General features: G+C 66.6%; 17 protein-coding genes. All 17 read left to right on the forward strand.

Features of this window, described 5'->3' with window-relative positions:
* Positions 1 to 254 precede the first annotated feature (254 nt).
* Entirely contained in the window at positions 255 to 1,487 is a 1,233-nt protein-coding gene (locus EGJ34_RS14780) for a flagellin (protein WP_125361224.1), read from the forward strand.
* An 809-nt stretch (positions 1,488 to 2,296) separates the two neighbouring features.
* A complete protein-coding gene (gene fliD / locus EGJ34_RS14785) occupies positions 2,297 to 3,655 on the forward strand; it encodes a flagellar filament capping protein FliD (protein ID WP_125361225.1) in 1,359 nt (452 codons plus the stop codon).
* A 161-nt stretch (positions 3,656 to 3,816) separates the two neighbouring features.
* Positions 3,817 to 4,233, forward strand: a complete 417-nt coding sequence (gene fliS, locus EGJ34_RS14790) for a flagellar export chaperone FliS (protein WP_125361226.1) — start codon at positions 3,817 to 3,819, stop codon at positions 4,231 to 4,233.
* A complete protein-coding gene (locus EGJ34_RS14795) occupies positions 4,233 to 4,547 on the forward strand; it encodes a hypothetical protein (protein ID WP_125361227.1) in 315 nt (104 codons plus the stop codon). The genes fliS and EGJ34_RS14795 overlap by 1 nt, the downstream gene beginning before the upstream one ends.
* A complete protein-coding gene (locus EGJ34_RS14800; RefSeq protein ID WP_125361228.1) occupies positions 4,544 to 5,131 on the forward strand; it encodes a PilZ domain-containing protein in 588 nt (195 codons plus the stop codon). The genes EGJ34_RS14795 and EGJ34_RS14800 overlap by 4 nt, the downstream gene beginning before the upstream one ends.
* Before the next feature lie 90 nt (positions 5,132 to 5,221).
* Positions 5,222 to 5,851 carry a response regulator transcription factor gene (locus EGJ34_RS14805; RefSeq protein WP_125361237.1) on the forward strand — a complete coding sequence of 210 codons (630 nt, stop codon included), beginning with the start codon at positions 5,222 to 5,224 and terminating at the stop codon, positions 5,849 to 5,851.
* A 282-nt stretch (positions 5,852 to 6,133) separates the two neighbouring features.
* The gene (gene rpoN / locus EGJ34_RS14810; protein ID WP_125361229.1) at positions 6,134 to 7,543 is read left to right on the forward strand and encodes an RNA polymerase factor sigma-54; all 1,410 of its coding nucleotides are present in this window, start codon (positions 6,134 to 6,136) and stop codon (positions 7,541 to 7,543) included.
* Between the two features lie 14 nt (positions 7,544 to 7,557).
* Positions 7,558 to 7,935 (forward strand): response regulator transcription factor, encoded by a 378-nt coding sequence (locus tag EGJ34_RS14815; protein ID WP_125361230.1) that lies wholly within the window; start codon positions 7,558 to 7,560, stop codon positions 7,933 to 7,935.
* On the forward strand, positions 7,932 to 9,422 hold the full coding sequence (locus EGJ34_RS14820; RefSeq protein ID WP_125361231.1) for a sigma-54 dependent transcriptional regulator: 1,491 nt from the start codon (positions 7,932 to 7,934) through the stop codon (positions 9,420 to 9,422). Before EGJ34_RS14815 ends, EGJ34_RS14820 begins: the two co-directional genes overlap by 4 nt.
* A gap of 264 nt (positions 9,423 to 9,686) precedes the next feature.
* The gene (locus EGJ34_RS14825; RefSeq protein WP_185750189.1) at positions 9,687 to 10,808 is read left to right on the forward strand and encodes a YadA-like family protein; all 1,122 of its coding nucleotides are present in this window, start codon (positions 9,687 to 9,689) and stop codon (positions 10,806 to 10,808) included.
* Between the two features lie 274 nt (positions 10,809 to 11,082).
* Entirely contained in the window at positions 11,083 to 11,445 is a 363-nt protein-coding gene (gene fliE / locus EGJ34_RS14830; protein WP_125361233.1) for a flagellar hook-basal body complex protein FliE, read from the forward strand.
* A 12-nt stretch (positions 11,446 to 11,457) separates the two neighbouring features.
* Entirely contained in the window at positions 11,458 to 13,101 is a 1,644-nt protein-coding gene (gene fliF / locus EGJ34_RS14835; protein ID WP_125361234.1) for a flagellar basal-body MS-ring/collar protein FliF, read from the forward strand.
* A gap of 13 nt (positions 13,102 to 13,114) precedes the next feature.
* Complete coding sequence (gene fliG / locus EGJ34_RS14840) at positions 13,115 to 14,101, forward strand: flagellar motor switch protein FliG (protein ID WP_125361238.1); 987 nt, start codon at positions 13,115 to 13,117, stop codon at positions 14,099 to 14,101.
* Positions 14,098 to 14,733: a FliH/SctL family protein gene (locus tag EGJ34_RS14845; protein ID WP_185750190.1), complete on the forward strand. Its 636-nt coding sequence runs from the start codon at positions 14,098 to 14,100 to the stop codon at positions 14,731 to 14,733. Before fliG ends, EGJ34_RS14845 begins: the two co-directional genes overlap by 4 nt.
* Entirely contained in the window at positions 14,730 to 16,112 is a 1,383-nt protein-coding gene (locus tag EGJ34_RS14850; RefSeq protein ID WP_125361235.1) for a FliI/YscN family ATPase, read from the forward strand. The genes EGJ34_RS14845 and EGJ34_RS14850 overlap by 4 nt, the downstream gene beginning before the upstream one ends.
* Before the next feature lie 3 nt (positions 16,113 to 16,115).
* The gene (gene fliJ, locus EGJ34_RS14855; RefSeq protein WP_125361236.1) at positions 16,116 to 16,574 is read left to right on the forward strand and encodes a flagellar export protein FliJ; all 459 of its coding nucleotides are present in this window, start codon (positions 16,116 to 16,118) and stop codon (positions 16,572 to 16,574) included.
* On the forward strand, positions 16,571 to 16,940 hold a 370-nt coding region (locus tag EGJ34_RS14860; protein WP_148100506.1), incomplete at its 3' end, for a hypothetical protein. The genes fliJ and EGJ34_RS14860, both read left to right, overlap by 4 nt.

The following is a 16,940-nucleotide window of genomic DNA, read 5'->3' on the forward strand; positions in this document are numbered from 1 at the left end:
CAGCGTGATGAGCCTGCTGCAGGGCTGATCCCTTGCCTCAGGTATAAAGCAGAAAACCCGGCCCCGGCCGGGTTTTTCTTTCGCGCACGCAAAACCGTGATCGAGGCAGCAGTTCCTGATGCAACAGGTTAAAGGTTGTTGACACGCCGTCGTTATCTATATCAGCCACGACATGAACATCCTGCGTGGCACCTCCGCAAGAGGAATCACCTCCATCCCCCGGCGACAACATCCTCGCCACCAGGAGCATGAAAATGGCACAAGTCATCAACACCAACGTGATGTCGCTCAACGCGCAGCGCAATCTGTCGACCAGCGGCTCGAGCCTGGCCACGACGATCCAGCGCCTGTCGTCGGGTCTGCGCATCAACAGCGCCAAGGACGACGCCGCCGGCCTGGCGATCTCCGAGCGTTTCAGCACCCAGATCCGTGGCCTGGACGTTGCCGTGCGCAACGCCAACGACGGCATCTCGCTGGCCCAGACCGCCGAAGGCGCGATGGTCGAAATCGGCAACAACCTGCAGCGTATCCGTGAGCTGTCGGTGCAGTCGGCCAACGCCACAAATTCCGACAGTGACCGCGACGCGCTGAATGCCGAAGTGAAGCAGCTGGTCTCGGAAATCGACCGTGTCAGCCGCCAGACCAACTTCAACGGCACCAAGCTGCTGGACGGTTCGTTCTCTGGCGCGCTGTTCCAGGTGGGTGCCGATTCGGGCCAGACCATCGGCATCAACAGCATTGTCAACGCCAGCGCCAATGCCCTGGGTGGTGCCAAGTTCGACAGCAACAGCTTCACCATCGGTGCCGAGACCGACGCCAACAATGCCGACGTCAAGATCACCGGCATGGCGATCACCGGTGCCGACGGCAAGTCCTACACGCTGGGCGACATCAACGTGAAGGCCGGCGTCGATGCGGCCGCCACGCAGAAGGCCACCGCCGCTGCCGTTACCGCTGCGATCAACGAGAAAATGGACCAGACCGGCGTGTACGCTTCGGTCGACGGCACCACTGCAGGCAAGATCAACCTGACCTCGGTGCAGAACAGCGTGGATGCGGAGGGCACCTTCAATGCCATCGGCCTGACCGCCGGCACGTACACCGGCGGCGTCACCGCCCCCGGTGCCTACACCGCCACCACCGCTGCCCAGGGTGCCGCGCTGGCCAGCAACTTCGCCAGCGACCTCGACATCTCCTCGGTGTCCGGCGCGCAGCAGGCGCTGTCGATCGTGGACAAGGCGCTGACCGCAGTGAACAGCTCGCGCGCCGACATGGGTGCGATCCAGAACCGCTTCACCTCGACCATCGCCAACCTCAACACCACCTCGGAAAACCTGTCGGCCTCGCGCAGCCGTATCCGCGACACCGACTACGCCAAGGAAACCGCTGAACTGACCCGCACGCAGATCCTGCAGCAGGCCGGTACCGCGATGCTGGCCCAGGCCAATCAGTCGCCGTCCAGCGTGATGAGCCTGCTGCAGGGCTGAAGCTCTGTTCCAGGTGTAACGCGAAAAACCCGGCTCCGGCCGGGTTTTTTGTTGGTTCTGCCGATTGCGGCATTCGACAATCTACGTACCGCCGGGCGTTGCCCGGCTGCTGCTGGTTCTGGGCGAACAACCCTCGGGTCACGGCATCTCTGGTTTGGCGGCTCGGGATGGGCGTTCCGGGGGACGCTGTGAATACATCCATGTAAGCTCATCGCCGCATCCATGCGGCTCGTGCCCCCTCCAGCCCAACCCGAACCGCCACGACAGTGCGCCGGTGGCCATCGAAGATCAAAAACCATTCGCAGCCCCGGTAGCGTCGGTCGACAGACGACGGCCGTGAAATGCCCCACATTCGGTAACGCATGACCACGGGTCGACACCGCCGTTGCCGTTGATTCTGCGTTGCCCGTGGCCACCGACATTCCATCTGGGGCGTCCCGGGGTGGGTTTGCGGGGGACTCGGCGCCATGGATGGCGTCCGCGTAGCCCCCATGGAGGGGTTTACGACGACCCCGCAAACCCACCCCGGGGACGCCCAAACACGGAAACCATTGAACACCGGCTGTTCGCCCGAATCCGACAGCAGCCGGGCAGAGCCCGGCTCTACGGAGCGTGTGCAGTTGCAGGCACAGTCCGGCGACACGCAAACCTTCGAATGCCGATAGCAGGTGGCACAAGGCTTGCATCAAGTACGGCATTACCTGAAAGCCCAGCGCTGCCAGGTTCAAGACTTCCCGTTTCGGGCCGATACCCCCTGCAGGCACAGCAGGCGGTTGCGTGCCCATCGCTACGAATACAGGACTGCAGACATGGCAATTGGAACCATTGGTACCGGCCTCGATATCCCCACCCTGGTGGCCCAGCTGGTCGCCAAGGAGCGCGAGCCGCAGGAAAACCAGATCAATGCCGCCGGCACCGCTGCCAGCGCCAAATTGTCGGCGATCGCCACCCTCACCAGTGGCATGACCAACCTGCAGACCACCCTGACCAGCCTGATGAAGAATGCCGACAAGCCGGCGTTCAAGGCCACCACCGTCACCGATTCCAACTTCAGCGCCAGCATCGACACCTCCGACGGGGCCGCCAGCGCCGCCGCCGGCACCCACCAGGTCGAAGTCAAATCCCTGGCGCAGGGCCAGAAGCTCAGCTCCAAGGGCTTTGAGAAGGACACCGTGGTCGGCGACGGCACCCTGACCCTCAAGTACGGCGAAACCACCCTTGATGTCACCATCAAGGAAGACAGCAAGCTGTCCGACATCGCCGCCGCCATCAACAAGGCCGCCGGCGGCAAGGGCGTCACCGCCAGCGTCATCACCGCCGACGATGGCCAGCACCTCGTGCTCAGCGCCACCGACACCGGCCTGGCCGGTGCCATCACCGTCAGCACCAGTGGCGGCAATGGGGGGCTGGCCGACCTCACCTATGACGGCACCGCTGGCTCCGGCATGACCCAGACGGTCGAGCCCAAGGACGCCGTGGTCGTCGTCGACGGCTTCACCCGCACCTCCAGCTCCAACACCATCAGCGACATCGTGCCCGGGGTGAACCTCACCCTGACCAAGGCCGGTACCGAGGCAGGCAAGACCCAGACCCTCACCATCGCCCGTGACAACACCTCGCTGAAAACCGACATGGCCGCCTTCGTCGCCGCCTACAACGCGATGAACAGCGCGCTGAAGTCATCCAGCGCCTACAACACCGCCACCAATACCGCCTCCGCCCTCACCGGTGACGCCATGGTGCGCGGGCTGCAGCAGCAGCTGCGCAGCCAGTTCAGCACCAACATCAATGCGCTCAAGGACATGGGCATTACCCTGGCCGCCGACGGCACCCTGACGCTGGACAGCGCCAAGATGGAAACCGCCATCGGCAAGGATCCCGAGGCCGTCTCCAAGCTGTTCGGGACAGAGGGCACCATCGGCAAGTCCATGGACAGCCTGATCAAGAGCAACCTGGACAAGGAAACCGGCACCCTCACCCAGCGCAAGAACTCGCTGGACAAGCAGATCAAGGACCTGGAAAGCCGCCTGGACGCGCTCGACGCACGCATGGAGAAGGTCTCCGACCGCTACACCAAGCAGTTCACCGCCATGGAAACCCTGGTCACCCAGATGCAGACCACCAGCGACAGCCTCACCCAGGCGCTGGCCAAGAAGACCAGCAGCTGATCACCGTTTCTCACACGACGCCTCAAGTTTGCGCGCACCAGCGCCGATATTGAGGGCAACACCCACCGCCATTGCCGCGCGGTGGGGCTGACCGGGCAGCGCCCGGCACCACCAGGAACCGCGCCCCAGGGCCGGAACCGGGACGAGAGGAGAAGTTTCGAATGTACGGTTCCAGCCGTCAGTACGCAGAGCAGTACCGCAAGGTGGGCGTCTCCACCGCCGTCACCGACGCCGACCCGCACAAGCTGGTCGCCCTGCTGCTGGCCGGTGCCTGCGAACGCATCCGCCTGGCCGAGGCCTGCCTCGAGCGCAATGACCAGGCCCGCAAGGGCAAGGCGATCGGCGAGGCCTGCGCCATCGTCGGCCACCTCAATGGCTCGCTCGACCACGAGGCCGGTGGTGACATTGCCGGCAACCTGTCGGCCCTGTACGACTACGTCATGCAGCGCCTGACCGACGCCAACCTGCACAACGATCCCGCCGCCCTGCAGGAGTCCCTGCAACTGCTGAGCGAGATCGATGCGGCCTGGAACGCCATTCCCCACGACCAGCGCCAGCCCGCTGCGGTGGGTGCCTGATGAACGCCGCACTCGCCCACGATGACGTGCAGCTGCTGCATGCGGCGCTGGACGAGCTGTCGGCCGCGGTCGAGGGTGAAGACCACGACCTCACCCAGCGCCTGATGGACACCTACGACGGCCAGGTCAGGGCCTGGCTGGACGGCGACCAGGGGCAGATCGACGCCGGTTCGCTGCATGGCCTGATCGCACGACAGCAGCAGCTGAGCATCCGCATGGCCGCTCGCCGTGACGAAGCCGGCGAACACCTCACCGCCGACCGACGTGCCGTTCGCGCCTCCCTCGCATACCTGCGCGCAGAATCACTTGCATGAATGATCCCCGCGCCAGCGAAGTCCTGCACCCCGCCGAAAGCGCGTTGTTCGATGAAACGCTGAGCTGCGACCTCGCCCTGCCGGCCGAGTTCCGCCTGGGAACCGCGGTGATCCGCCCCGGCAGCGCCGAGACCCTGCTGCGCAGCGTCGCCCTGGTCGAGGACAGCCGCACCGACGACGGTCACGACGAGCGTGGCGATTCCAGCCAGCACCTGCTGCGGCTGGAGGCGAAGCTGGACCTGGTCATGGTCCTGCTCGGCCGGCTGGTCCGACAGAGCGCACAGGATCTGCCTTTGCGCCCGTTGCGCTGGTCGCGCCGGGGCATCCGGCTGGAACTGGGCAGCCGCAGCGCGGCCAACCCGGGCAGTCTGGGCATCATCCGGCTGCAGCCCTGCGACTGGCTGCCGGACCATATCGACCTGCCCGTGTCGGTGTTGGCAGAAGCTGCCACCGGCAGCGGTGCCTTCTACCTGTGGCTGCGCTTTGAACCTGTCAGCGACGGCCTTGAGATGGCCCTGGAGCGTCACCTGTTCCGGCTGCACCGCCGGCAGGTCGCCGAAAGCCGCCGCGGCCGCGATTCCTGACCCGCTCGGATTTCCTGCAGTTCCATACGCTTGGCTCCACGCGCCCGACGGGTTAATGTGAATGACTCGTTCTCACTTTTTCTCACACCTGTGCGCGTTCTCATCGTCGACGATCACACTCTGGTCCGGGCAGGTCTTGGCCGTCTGCTGCAGACCTTCGCCGACGTGGCCGTGGTGGCCGAGGCCAGCAACGCCGAGCAGGCATTGCAGCTTGCGCTGCAGCACTCGCCGGACGTGATCCTGATGGATCTCTCCCTGCCCGGCCGGACCGGGCTGGAGGCGCTGAGCGACATCCTGATGCGCGCGCCCGGCACCCGCGTGGTGATGATGACCATGCACGACGATGCCGTGCACGTGCGCGACGCGCTCGACCGCGGCGCGGTCGGTTTCGTGGTCAAGGACGCGGCCCCGCAGGAGCTGGAGCTGGCGCTGCGCGCCGCGCACGCCGGCCAGGTGTTCCTGAGCCCGCAGATCTCGGCCAAGATGCTGGCCCCGATGCTGGGCCGTGAAAAACCGGTCGGCATCGCCGCCCTTTCGCCGCGCCAGCGCGAAATCCTTCGCCAGATCGGCAAAGGCGAAAGCAACAAGGAAATCGCGGCCGACCTGGGCATCAGCGTGAAGACGGTGGAGACCCACCGCGCGCGCATGATGGAATCGCTGGGCTGCCGCCGCGCCAACGATCTGCTGCTGCTGGCCGCCCGCCACCAGCACGAACTGTAGAGCGGGGCTTGCCCCGCCGCTTCGCGACAATTCCCCGACGCAGGCACCCGCCACGACCGGCCACCGTCGGAATCCCGAACGATTCACAATCATCGCGCGCACGCAGAATCAATCACTTGGACGCAAGCAGCGTCAAATTGCCGCGCTCATGTAGGGAAGGCCCCTACACCCCGTCAGGGATTGAACGACCGCACTCAGGAACCCCCTGATTCCGCCCCTGACGGCAGACAAGCAAGATGTGTTCCAGAACGCACCGGGGACGCGGTGCGACGGGGAACACGCATGAAGCCGACACTCTCGACCCAGCTGGGTCAGCAACTTCACCTCACGCCGCAGCTGCTGCAGTCGATCCGCCTGCTGCAGCTCGATGGGCTGCAGCTGGAACTGGAAATCCGCCGCGCGCTGGAGACCAATCCGCTGCTGGAGCTGGAAGAGGCCCCCGAGCAGGAAGCGTCCCCGACCACCGTTGAAAACACCCAGGTCGAAGTCGCCGCCTTTGACGAGCTGCCTGAGACCAACGTATGGGACGTCGCCGGTGCAAGCTGGAACGACGGCGACGATGACCGCATGCAGCGCATTGCCGCTGACGAGTCCAGTGATCCGCAGCTGCGCGCCCTGCAGCGCCTGTCGCTGGAGCTGGACGCCCGCCAGCTCGAGGTCGCCGGCTTCTGGCTGGAACACTGCGACGACGCCGGCTACCTCACCGCCCCGCTGGAACAGCTGCAGCTGCTGGCCAGCGCCCGCAACGACATGGACGCGGCCGGGGTCGAGGCGGTGCGCCAGCAGATCCTGCACGGTGACCCGGCTGGCCTGGCCGCCTGTGATCTGCATGAATGCCTTTCGGCCCAGCTGCGTGCCCTTCACGGTCGCGTGCCGGCCCGCCACCTCGCCCAGCGCGTGCTGGACCAGGGCCTGGCCCTGCTGGCGGCTCACGACTATGCGGCGCTGGCCCGTCAGCTCGACGCCGAAGAGGCCGACATCCACGAAGCGGTGCGTCTGATTCTCTCGCTGCAGCCGCGTCCCGGTGAAAGCCTGATTCCAGACAGCAACGGCGCGGTCATCCCCGATGTAATGGCTTGGCACGCCGACGGACAGTGGCGCGTGGCCCTGAACCCGGCCACCAGCCGTCGACTCAGCATCAATGCCAGCTACGAGCAGGCACTGACCGACGCCGGCGATGCTGCCCAGCCGCTGCGGGACATGCTGCAGGAGGCCCGCTGGCTGACCCGCGGGCTGTCGATGCGCTACGACACCCTGCTGCGCACCACCGCTGTGATCATTGAACGCCAGGCCGGCTTCCTCACCCGCGGTGAAGAGGCCATGGCCCCGCTGACCCTGAAGGAAGTGGCCGATGCCATCGGCATGCACGAGTCCACCGTCTCGCGCATCACCACCGGGAAGTACCTGCAGACCCCGCGCGGCACCCTGGAGCTGAAGCACTTCTTCGCGGTGCGACTGGAAGGTGCCAGCGTCTCCGGACAGGCCGTCAAGGCCATGGTGCGCCGCCTGATCGATGCTGAACCGGCCGGCCGCCCGCTGGCTGACGAGGCGATTGCGGGACTTCTGTCACGCCAGGGGGTGAACATCGCACGCCGTACCGTTGCAAAATACCGCGAACAACTGGACATTGCCCCGGCACGTGAACGCCGTCGGGCCAGCGCCCGGTCCCCGCTACTGGCCCGGGTGGGCTGAAGGAAGCACACGTCATGAACAAGCTCACCGTCCTGCTGGTCGATGACCACGAAGGCTTCATCAACGCCGCCATGCGCCACTTCCGCAAGGTCGACTGGCTGGATGTCATTGGCAGCGCAGGCAACGGCCTGGAAGCCATCGAGCGCTCCGAGTCGCTGCGCCCGCAGGTGGTGCTGATGGACCTGGCCATGCCCGAAATGGGCGGGCTGCAGGCCACCCGCCTGATCAAGACGCAGGACGACGCGCCCTACATCGTCATCGCCAGTCACTTCGACGACGCCGAGCATCGCGAGCACGCGCTGCGCGCCGGTGCCGACAACTTCGTCAGCAAGCTGTCCTACATCCAGGAGGTCATGCCCATCCTCGAGGGTCTGAAAGGAGTGACGGCATGAGCGAGTCGCGCATCCTGGTCCTGGACAACGACGCGGTGCGTGCCGAACGCACGGTGGCCCTGCTGGAGTTCATGGACTTCAACCCGCGCTGGGTGGTCGACGCCGGCGATTTCGACACCAGCCGCCAGCGCAGCAACGACTGGATGGCGGTGATCATCGGCAGCCTGGAGCAGAGCGCGGCCACTGACGCGCTGTTCGCCTGGGCCGGGCACGGTGCGCTGCCGCCGCCGGTGATGCTGATTGACGGCGACACCAGTGCTTTCGCGCGCCGCCACGGGCTGCACGAAGCCAACGTCTGGCCGCTGGAGGCCCCGCTGCGTCACGCGCAGATGGAAGCGCTGCTCCGCCGCGCCAGCCTGAAGCGGCTTGATGCCGAGCACCAGGCCGGTGCCGCGCAGGACCACGGGCCGACCGGTGAAGGCGCAGCCGTGACTGAGCTGCGCCAGATGATCGAGCAGGTCGCCGCCTTTGATACCACCGTACTGGTGCTCGGTGAATCCGGCACCGGCAAGGAAGTGGTGTCGCGCTCGATCCATCAGCGCTCGCCGCGGCGCGACGGCCCGTTCGTCGCGATCAACTGCGGCGCGATTCCCGCCGACCTGCTGGAAAGCGAGTTGTTCGGTCACGAAAAGGGTGCCTTCACGGGCGCGCTCAGCGCCCGCAAAGGCCGTTTCGAGATGGCCGAGGGCGGCACCCTGCTGCTCGATGAAATCGGCGACATGAGCCTGCCGATGCAGGTGAAGCTGCTGCGTGTATTGCAGGAGCGCAGTTTCGAGCGCGTCGGCGGCAACCAGACCATCCGCTGCAATGTGCGGGTGATTGCAGCGACCCATCGCGACCTGGAGTCGCGCATCGCCGAGGGCAAGTTCCGGGAGGATCTGTTCTACCGGCTCAATGTGTTTCCGATCGAGGTTCCCTCACTGCGTGATCGCACCGAAGACCTGCCGGCGCTGGTCAGCACGATTGCCGCCCAGCTGGCAAGGACCGGCCGTGGCGAAGTCCGCTTCAGCCCCGAAGCGCTGCAGGCACTGGCCGCCTACGAGTGGCCGGGTAACGTGCGCGAACTGACCAACCTGGTTGAACGCCTGGCCGTGCTGCACCCTGGCGCTTCCGTCCGCGTGCAGGACCTTCCGGCGCGTTACCGTGGCGATTTCACCGCGGCACTGGCGACCGCAACGCCAGCAGCACCGCCGACCAGCGACGAGCGTCCGGACCTGCGCAGCTTCTCCTTCCATGCTCCCGGCACCGGTCCGGCGGCTGGCGCGCAGGAGTCGGCCGGAACGCGCGCGCCTGCTCTGCCTGACGACGGCCTGGACCTGCGCAACCACATGGCCAACATCGAGTTGACCCTGATCAACGAAGCACTGGAGCGCACCCAGGGCGTGGTGGCGCATGCCGCACAGCTGCTGGGCCTGCGCCGTACGACGCTGGTGGAAAAACTCCGCAAGTACGGCATCGAACGCGACCAGACCGAACTGGCGGGTTGATTCCCGACACGGCGGAATGACCGGTAGCGCCGGCCGTTGGCCGGCCCATGCGGCGCATGAAATATCGATAACTGCGAACTTCCGCACAATATAAAATTACTGATTTCACAGCATCATGACGCGAGGGCGACTAGGGTCGCCCACAGCTGCATGCCGGCAGCGACGTTCCTGCTGCTGTCCGGCCTGCGGGGAATCGGGGGATTCTTGCAGCCACACGGTCGCCCTTCGGCGAGCCGGCGCGTGCTGCTGACGGAGACCTCGATCATGGCACGCTCCACGATGAACCTCCCTGGCGGCCGCGCCGCCGGCGTCAGTGTCACCGCGTTTTCCCTGCGTATTGCCTTCGCCCTGGGCCTGGCCTTGTGCAGCACTTCGGCCGCGCTCGCGCAGGTCGTCTGCACCACGGTAGGCGGCACCCCACCCACGACCACCGGCGGTTCATCGTTCTCCTGTGGTGATGGCGTCGTGGTTGATGGAGGCGCATCCGTCGGCATCGGCACCACCACCACCGTCAGCGGCAACAATTCCGTCGGCGTCGGGGTGCTCGCCGCAGCCACCAACGAGTACACGACCGCCATCGGGCGAAGCGCGCAGGCCAGCGGCTATGCATCCGAAGCGATCGGCTTCAATGCGCGCTCCATCGGTGATGACTCCATTGCCCTCGGTGCCGACAGCAGCAGCGAAGGCGTGGGCGCGGTCGCCATAGGTCGCACCGCTTCGGCGGCGGGAGAAAACAGCGTCGTGATCGGCAACCTCGGCAGCGCCACCGCCGCCAATTCGGTGGCACTGGGGGCCAACTCGATTGCCGACCAGGCCAACACCGTGTCCATCGGGGCCGTCGGGGCGGAACGCCGGATCACCAACGTCGCCGCAGGCACCGCCGACACCGACGGGGTCAACGTCAGTCAGCTCAACGACACCGCCGCAACCACGCTCCAGCAGGCCAACACGTACACCGACGATGCGATCCAGCAGGCAAACAGCTACACCGACCAGCAGATCGCACTGCTTGGAGACGGCATTGGCGGCGGCGTTGCCCCGGCCGACCTGGACCAGCTGCGCGCCGAAATGAATGACCGTTTTGCCGGTGTCGATGATCGTTTTGCTGGCATCGACGCGCGGCTGGACGCCATGGACGAACAGCTGCGCAAGGTCGATCGCCGCATCAGCCGGCAGGGTGCGATGGCCACGGCACAGGTGCACAGTCTGGGCATGCCGGACGTCAAGGACAGCTGGCTCGGCCTGGGCGTGGGCGCGACGGATGGCGAGCAGGCCATTGCGGTCGGTTTCCGTCACCGCTTCTCGGAGCGGGTCGCCGGGTCGCTCGGCGTGTCCAGTGCGGGTAACGAGCGCTCCTATGGTGCCGGCCTCGGCTTCATCTGGTAGTACGCCTTCCGGGGAACGCAGACACCCGGGCCTGTTCCGGGTGTCTGCGTTCTGGTCCGCCGGTTTTCCGACGCCGGGGTTCTGTCACGCATGGCCGCGTCACCTACCTGAGCGGAACTACGTCACATTTCGAGCGCCAGTTCGGTGACGTGGTTCGGGCGCGGACCCCTCTCAGTTCTTCACATCACCACAATTCTGAACCACTCAGCGATTTCGGCACAGGGCTTGCAAGGTGTCCGGGTGTACTCCCATCCCTGTTTTCGGAACGCTTCAGATGTCACATTCCGTCACTTCGATCCTGTCCCAGATCCGCACTTATCAGACCCAGATGGGTACCACGGCGGTCAATCCGCTGGCCGAGTCGCCGCAGACCAATGCGCTGCAGGGACTGGCCGGCACCCGGGACGTACAGGCCCCCAGCTTCACCGACACCCTCAAGGGTGCGCTGGCCGGTGTCAACGAGGCCCAGCAGAAATCCGGCGCGCTCGCGCGCGCCTTTGAACTGGGCGATCCCAGCGCCGACCTGGCCAAGGTCATGGTCGCCTCGCAGCAGTCCCAGATCGCCTTCCGCGCCACCGTGGAAGTCCGCAACCGTCTCGTCCAGGCTTACCAGGACGTGATGAACATGCCGCTGTAAGGATAGACCCGCATGGCCCTGTCGCTCACCAAGGAATCCCTGAACGCCGAAAAGGCGGGCCAGTGGTTTGACCGGCTGCAAAGCCTGCAGATCACCCGTCGGCTCGGCCTGATGGCGATGATCGCCGTGGCCGTGGCGGCAGGCCTGTTCGTGTTCTTCTGGTCGCAGAAGCCAGGCATGGTCCCGCTCTACACCGGGCTGGACCAGAAGGCTACGGCAGAAGCCACCGATCTGCTGCGCGCCGCGCAGATTCCGTTCGAGCTCGACCCGGCCACCGGCGGCATCACCGTGCCGGAAAAGAACCTGCACGACGCACGACTGAAGCTGGCCGGTTCCGGTCTCACCGACAGCGGACGCCTGGGGTTTGAACTGATGGAGCGTGACCCCGGTTTCGGCGTCAGCCAGTTCATGGAGAATGCCCGCTACCAGCACTCGCTGGAAACCGAGCTGTCGCGCACCATCAATACCCTGCGTCCGGTGCGCGATTCACGCGTGCACCTGGCCATTCCCAAGCCCAGCGCCTTTACCCGCCAGCGTGACGTGGCCAGCGCCTCGGTGGTGCTGGAACTGCGCGGGGGCCAGCAGCTGGAACGCGGCCAGATCGACGCCATCGTGCACATGGTCGCCGCCAGCATTCCCGATCTCGCCGCCGAGCGCGTCACCGTGGTCGACCAGAGCGGCCGCATGCTCAGCGTGTCCGACCCGAACAGCGAAGCGGCAGTGAATGCCGCACAGTTCGAGCAGGTGCGTCGCCAGGAAACCTCGTTCAACCAGCGCATCCGCGAGCTGCTGGAGCCCATGACCGGCCCTGGCCGGGTCAACCCGGAAGTCAGCGTGGACATGGACTTCTCGGTGACCGAAGAAGCCCGCGAGCTCTACAACGGCGAACCGCAGAAGCTGCGCAGCGAGCAGACCAGCGAAAACACCAGCACCGAAGCCGGCCCGCAGGGCGTACCAGGTGCCGCCAGCAACACCCCGCCGGGAGCCGCTGCTGCACCGCCGACCGCGCAGACCCCGACGGAAACCTCGCGCAACGCGACCCGCAACTACGAGCTGGACCGGACCCTGCAGCACACCCGCCAGCCGGCCGGCCGCATCAAGCGCGTCTCGGTGGCGGTGCTGCTGGACAACGTGCCGCGCGCCGGTGCCAACGGCAAGACCGTGGAACAGCCGCTGTCGGCGGCCGAACTGACCCGCGTGGAAGCACTGGTCAAGCAGGCGGTCGGCTTCAACGCCGAGCGCGGCGACACGGTCAGCGTGATGAACGCTCCCTTCGTGCGTGAAGCCACGCCGGTGGAGGCGCCCAAGTGGTGGGAAATGCCGCAGGTGCAGGACGGCCTGCGTCTGCTGCTCGGTGCCATCGTGGTCCTCGCACTGCTGTTCGGGGTGCTGCGCCCGGCGCTGCGCTCGATCACCGGGCCAGCCAAGCCGGTCAAGGAACTGGCGCAGGAACCGCACAGCGCGGACGTGCAGCTGGTTGACGACGGCGAAGGTCTGCCGCTGCTCGCCAGTGACCGCGTCAACCTGACCGGCAACGAGCCGCTGGCGCTGCCGGTGGACTCCTACGAGGAACGACTGCGCATGGCGCGTGAAGCTGTAAAGACCGACTCCAAGCGCGTGGCCCAGGTGGTCAAGGGTTGGGTGGCCAATGATTGAGAACACCGCATCGCTGAGCGGCGTACAGCGCGCCGCGGTCCTGCTGCTGTCCCTGGGTGAACTGGAGGCGGCTGAAGTGCTGCGCCATATGGAACCCAAGGAAGTGCAGAAGATCGGCATCGCCATGGCGACCATGAGCGACATCACCCGCGAGCAGGTCGAGCGGGTGATGGACCAGTTCAATACCGAACTGCATTCCAAGACCTCGCTGGGCGTGGGCTCGGATGACTACATCCGCAACATGCTGGTGCAGGCGCTGGGCAGCGAGAAGGCCGGCAACCTGATCGACCGCATCCTGCTCGGCCGCAACACCACCGGCCTGGATGCGCTGAAGTGGATGGATCCGCGCGCGGTGGCCGATCTGGTCCGCAACGAGCACCCGCAGATCATCGCCATCGTCATGGCCCACCTGGAAACCGACCAGGCCGCCGATGCGCTGAAGCTGCTGCCCGAGCGCACCCGCGTCGACGTGCTGCTGCGCATTGCCACCCTGGACGGCATTCCGCCGAACGCGCTGAATGAGCTCAACGAGATCATGGAGCGCCAGTTCGCCGGCAACCAGAACCTGAAGTCGTCCAACATCGGCGGCGTGCAGTGCGCGGCCAACATCCTGAACTTCATGGACAGCGGCCAGGACCAGGCGATCCTGGGCGAGATCTCGCGCATCGACGCCCCGCTCAGTGCGCGCATCCAGGAAAAGATGTTCGTGTTCGACGACCTGATCGACCTGGAAGACCGCGAAATGCAGCTGGTACTGCGCGAAGTCAGTGGCGAACGCCTGGGCCTGGCCCTGCGCGGTGCCGACATCAAGGTGCGCGACAAGATCACCCGCAACATGTCCCAGCGCGCCGCCGAAATCCTGCTGGAAGACATGGAAGCGCGTGGCCCGGTGCGTCTGTCCGACGTCGAAGCCGCGCAGCGCGAAATCCTGGCCATCGTCAAGCGCATGGCCGATGAAGGTACCGTCACCCTGGGTGGCAGCGCGGAGGCCATGCTGTGAACAACGCCGTACGCTGGATGGCCCCCGACCTGCTGGCTGCGCCCGCGCTGCCGCAGGACGAAGACTTCGAGCTCACCGGGCTCGAACCCGAACTCGAACCGGAACCGGTTCTGCAGCCGCCCACGCTGGAAGAAATCCAGCAGATCCAGGACGCGGCCGAAAAGGAAGGCTTCGAGCGCGGCCATGCCGATGGCCATGCCCAGGGCCAGGCCGAAGTGCGCCGCCTGGTCGCGCAGATCGAAGGCATCCTCGACAACTTCAGCCGGCCGCTGGTGCGGCTGGAAAACGAAGTGGTCGCCGCACTGGGCGAGCTCGCCGTGCGCATCGCCGGCACCCTGGTCGGCCGCGCCTACGAGGCCGACCCGGCCCTGCTCGGCCAGCTGGTGCATGAAGCGGTGGACGCGGTCGGCGGAGCCAGCCGCGAGGTCGAAGTGCGCCTGCACCCGGACGACATTGCCGCGCTTGCACCGCTGCTGCAGCTTTCCCCGCAGCAGCGCCTGGTGCCCGATCTCAGCCTGAGCCGCGGCGACCTGCGCGTGCACGCCGAGGCCGTGCGTGTGGACGGCACCCTGGAAGCGCGCCTGCGCGGCGCGCTGGACGCCGTGCTGCGCACCACCGGAGCCGGCGCATGAATCCCGAACCGATGACACCACCGCCGGCCGACTGGGCCGCCGCCCGCAACCTGCGGCTGGCGGCGCGACTGGATGGCATCCGCCCGGACGCCACGCATGGCCGCGGCCTGATCCGCGAAGGTGTGCTGCGTCGTGCGGTCGGACTCACCCTGGAAGCCGTCGGCTGCGAATCCCCGATGGGAGCCAGCTGCAAGGTCGAAGTCACCGGCGGCGCATGGGTCGATGCCGAAGTGGTCGGTTTCGCCGGTGAGCGCACCTACCTGATGCCCAGTGCCGAACTGCACGGCCTGCTGCCCAATGCGCGCGTGGTGCCCGTGCTCGGCCGTGGCGGCGTTGAAGTCGGTGAAGGCCTGCTCGGCCGCGTCATTGACAGCGACGGCGTACCGCTGGACGGCAAGGGGCCGATCCGGGCCGAAGGCACCGTCGGCATGGCCGGCGTGGCGATCAACCCGCTCGCGCGCGAACCGATCACCCAACCCTTGGACGTAGGCGTCCGCGCGATCAACGCGCTGCTGCCGATCGGACGCGGCCAGCGCGTCGGCCTGTTCGCCGGCTCCGGCGTGGGTAAATCCACCCTCCTTGGCATGATGACCCGTTACACCTCGGCCGACGTGATCGTGGTCGGGCTGATCGGCGAACGTGGCCGCGAAGTCCGTGATTTCGTCGAAAGCACCCTCGGCGAAGAAGGCCTGCGCCGCGCCGTCGTGGTTGCCAGCCCGGCCGACCGGCCACCGCTGGCACGCCTGCACGGTGCCTACCGCGCCACCGCCATCGCCGAATGGTTCCGCGACCAAGGACTGAACGTCCTGTTGCTGATGGACTCGCTGACCCGCTTTGCCCAGGCCCAGCGCGAAATCGGCCTCTCCGTGGGTGAGCCGCCGACCACCCGTGGCTATCCGCCGTCGGTGTTCGCCAAGCTGCCCGCGCTGGTCGAGCGCGCCGGCAACGGTGCCAAGGGCCGCGGCTCGATCACCGCCTTCTATACGGTACTGACCGAAGGTGACGACCCGCAGGACCCGATCGCCGATGCGGCTCGCGCCATTCTGGACGGCCACATCCTGCTCTCGCGGCGGGTCGCCGACAGCGGCCTGTACCCCGCCATCGACGTCGAATCGTCGGTCAGCCGCGTGGTCACGGAAATCGCCGACGAACCCTGGCGCCTGCGCATTCGCAAGCTGAAGCGGCTGGTCTCGGCGTATTCGGCCAACCGCGACCTGATCGCCATTGGCGCATACCAGCGCGGCAATGACCCGGCCACCGACGAAGCGCTTGAGCGCTGGTCGGAGATTGTTGAGTTCCTGGGCCAGGACGTCGGCAAGGCCGCCGATCTTCCGCACAGCCAGGCCGCATTGAAGCAATTGGTGGAAAGAGAGAACTAAGCCATGATCCAGTCCAAGCGCATTGACCCCCTGCTCAAGCGGGCCCAGGACCATGAAGACGCCGTCGCCCGCGACCTGGCCGAACGCCAACGCGTGCTTGACACCCACCTGGCCCGGCTGGAGGAACTGCGCCGCTATGCCGAGGAGTACGCCAACGCCCAGATGGCGGCCACCAGCCCGGCCCAGCTGCTGAACCGCCGCGCGTTCCTCGACCGTCTCGACAGCGCCGTCGCCCAGCAGCGCCAGACCGTCGACACCAACCGCGAAAAGGTCGAGGCCGAACGCGCCCGGCTGATCCTGGCCAGCCGTGACAAGGCGGTGCTGGAGCAGCTTGCCGCCAGCTACCGCGCGCAGGAGAAAGTCCTCACCGACCGTCGCGATCAGCGCGAAATGGATGACATCGGCGCACGCCGCAGCCGCCAGACCCAGAACCAGGACGCCGAGTCCGGAGGTACCCCGTGATGTCCCCCACCCTGCTCGGCGGCAGCGCCCCCTCCACCGGCACCAGCACCAGCAGCACCGCCGCCGGAAACAACAGCAGCGCCAGCGGCGGCACCGGCAGCCGCCAGGACTTTGACGCCATGCTGAAGGGCAGCAAGGAAAGCGCGCGCCCGTCCGAAGCTTCCGCCAAGCCGAAGCCCAGGAATGCAGACAGCAGCCAGAGCAAAGACGAAACCACCGCTGCTAAAGATTCCACCGGCAAGCGCAGCACCGACAAGCCCGGCCACGCCGACGAGACGTCCAGTGACGCCACCGCCCCCGCCACCGCAAGCGCAGAGGCCAGTTCCCCCGCTGAGCCCGCCGCCGGTGACGAGGTCGACGCCGCCC

This window comes from Stenotrophomonas sp. 278 (assembly GCF_003935715.1).
Taxonomy (GTDB): domain Bacteria; phylum Pseudomonadota; class Gammaproteobacteria; order Xanthomonadales; family Xanthomonadaceae; genus Stenotrophomonas; species Stenotrophomonas maltophilia_AH.

Excerpts from the sequence above, each read along its gene's own strand:
- fliD (WP_125361225.1), top strand. The coding sequence starts at position 2,297 with ATGGCAATTGGAACCATTGGTACCGGCCTCGATATCCCCACCCTGGTG.
- fliF (WP_125361234.1), top strand. The coding sequence starts at position 11,458 with ATGGCCCTGTCGCTCACCAAGGAATCCCTGAACGCCGAAAAGGCGGGC.
- EGJ34_RS14795 (WP_125361227.1), top strand. The coding sequence starts at position 4,233 with ATGAACGCCGCACTCGCCCACGATGACGTGCAGCTGCTGCATGCGGCG.
- EGJ34_RS14815 (WP_125361230.1), top strand. The coding sequence starts at position 7,558 with ATGAACAAGCTCACCGTCCTGCTGGTCGATGACCACGAAGGCTTCATC.
- EGJ34_RS14800 (WP_125361228.1), top strand. The coding sequence starts at position 4,544 with ATGAATGATCCCCGCGCCAGCGAAGTCCTGCACCCCGCCGAAAGCGCG.
- fliE (WP_125361233.1), top strand. The coding sequence starts at position 11,083 with ATGTCACATTCCGTCACTTCGATCCTGTCCCAGATCCGCACTTATCAG.
- fliS (WP_125361226.1), top strand. The coding sequence starts at position 3,817 with ATGTACGGTTCCAGCCGTCAGTACGCAGAGCAGTACCGCAAGGTGGGC.
- EGJ34_RS14850 (WP_125361235.1), top strand. The coding sequence starts at position 14,730 with ATGAATCCCGAACCGATGACACCACCGCCGGCCGACTGGGCCGCCGCC.
- fliJ (WP_125361236.1), top strand. The coding sequence starts at position 16,116 with ATGATCCAGTCCAAGCGCATTGACCCCCTGCTCAAGCGGGCCCAGGAC.
- EGJ34_RS14825 (WP_185750189.1), top strand. The coding sequence starts at position 9,687 with ATGGCACGCTCCACGATGAACCTCCCTGGCGGCCGCGCCGCCGGCGTC.
- EGJ34_RS14780 (WP_125361224.1), top strand. The coding sequence starts at position 255 with ATGGCACAAGTCATCAACACCAACGTGATGTCGCTCAACGCGCAGCGC.
- rpoN (WP_125361229.1), top strand. The coding sequence starts at position 6,134 with ATGAAGCCGACACTCTCGACCCAGCTGGGTCAGCAACTTCACCTCACG.
- EGJ34_RS14820 (WP_125361231.1), top strand. The coding sequence starts at position 7,932 with ATGAGCGAGTCGCGCATCCTGGTCCTGGACAACGACGCGGTGCGTGCC.